The organism is Bacillus sp. SIMBA_026 (genome assembly GCF_046535335.1).
Lineage (GTDB): Bacteria > Bacillota > Bacilli > Bacillales > Bacillaceae > Bacillus > Bacillus velezensis.
This window is the reverse complement of sequence record NZ_JAWRWX010000404.1, coordinates 1-244: the sequence shown is the minus strand read 5'-3', so window position 1 is coordinate 244 and position 244 is coordinate 1. Positions and strand designations below refer to the sequence as shown.

General features: G+C 61.9%; 1 protein-coding gene. It reads right to left on the bottom strand.

The features are described from left to right. On the bottom strand, window positions 1–198 hold a 198-nt coding region (locus SB847_RS21975), incomplete at its 3' end, for an E3 binding domain-containing protein (protein WP_410578851.1). Window positions 199–244: the final 46 nt, after the last annotated feature.

Genomic DNA, 244 nt, shown 5'->3' with positions numbered 1-244 from the left:
CTTGGACGCGCTCCAGAAGCTTTCCGCTTGGTCCAGTTCCGCGTCTCGTTGCGCCTGGTAACTGACCAAGTCTTCGCGCGTCACTTCACCACGATGTCCTGTGGGCACCACGTCCGCGAGGTCAATCCCGAGGTCACGGGCAAACTTTCGCACCGGCGGCTTTGCCAGGACTTTGTTCACGAGACCTGTAAGGGCCACACCCACACTGTTCCCGCGGGTTGCGGGCGACTCTTGGGCTACCGAC